The sequence below is a fragment of the Streptomyces sp. 150FB genome (assembly GCF_000818195.1).
Taxonomy (GTDB): domain Bacteria; phylum Actinomycetota; class Actinomycetes; order Streptomycetales; family Streptomycetaceae; genus Streptomyces.
Map to the genome: position 1 here is coordinate 7,058,962 of NZ_JTHL01000001.1, position 1,122 is coordinate 7,060,083.

The 1,122-nt window shown below is 75.6% G+C and carries 1 protein-coding gene; it reads left to right on the forward strand.

Annotation, left to right across the window (positions count from 1 at the left end):
• The coding region (locus QR77_RS30345; RefSeq protein WP_040025195.1) for an ATP-binding protein at positions 1-977 on the forward strand (977 nt) is incomplete at its 5' end.
• Between the last annotated feature and the right edge of the window lie 145 nt (positions 978-1,122).

Consider the following 1,122-nt stretch of genomic DNA (forward strand, 5'->3'; position numbering starts at 1 on the left):
ATGTCGCGGGGCAGGAGGTGGCCCGCACGGCGCTGGAGGTGGCGGCCGCCGGCGCGCACCATCTGCTGCTGCACGGCCCGCCGGGCGCCGGGAAGACGATGCTCGCCGAGCGGCTGCCGGCCGTGCTGCCACCGCTGACCGGCCACGAATCGCTGGAGGTCACCGCCGTCCACTCGGTCGCCGGCATGCTCCCGCCGGGGGAGCCTCTCGTACGGACCCCGCCGTACTGCGCGCCGCACCACTCCGCGACCATGCAGTCGCTGGTGGGCGGGGGGAACGGACTGCCGAGACCGGGAGCCGTCTCCCTCGCTCATCGAGGGGTACTTTTTCTGGACGAAGCACCCGAATTCTCCGGACGGGCCCTCGACGCACTGCGGCAGCCGCTGGAGTCCGGACATGTGGTGGTGGCGCGCAGCGCCGGGGTGGTGCGGCTGCCCGCCCGCTTCCTGATGATCCTGGCCGCCAACCCCTGCCCCTGCGGACGGCACACCCTGCAAGGCGCCGGGTGCGACTGTCCTCCTTCGGTCATCCGCCGCTACCAGGCGCGGCTGTCGGGGCCGTTGCTCGACCGGGTCGATCTGCGGGTCGGTGTCCAGCCGGTCCACCGGACCGATCTGCTGGGGCAGGGCGGCCGGGGCGAGTCGACGGCGACTGTCGCCGCGCGGGTCCTGGAGGCGAGGGCGCGTTCGGCCGCCCGGCTCACCGGCACACCGTGGTCGGTCAACAGCGAGGTGCCGGGGCACGAGCTGCGCACCCGCTGGACGGTGGCGCCCGGAGCGCTCGGGGAGGCGGAGCGGGACCTGGAGCGCGGACTGCTCACGGCCAGGGGCCTCGACCGGGTGCTGCGGGTGGCGTGGACGATCGCGGACCTCGCTGGACGCGACCGACCCGGATCCCAGGACGTGGCTCTGGCGCTGGAGCTGCGTACCGGCGTGGTGCGGGGCGCCGTCCCCGCACAGGCAGGGGGCCCGTCATGACGCCCGGCGGGGTCGGGCACCAGGAGCGGCTGGCGCGCGCCGCGCTCACCCGGATCTTCGAGCCGGGGGACGAGCACGGCGGCCGGCTGCTGGAGCGGTTCGACGCCCCCGAACTGCTGGCGCGGCTCGCCGCGCCGGACGGCGG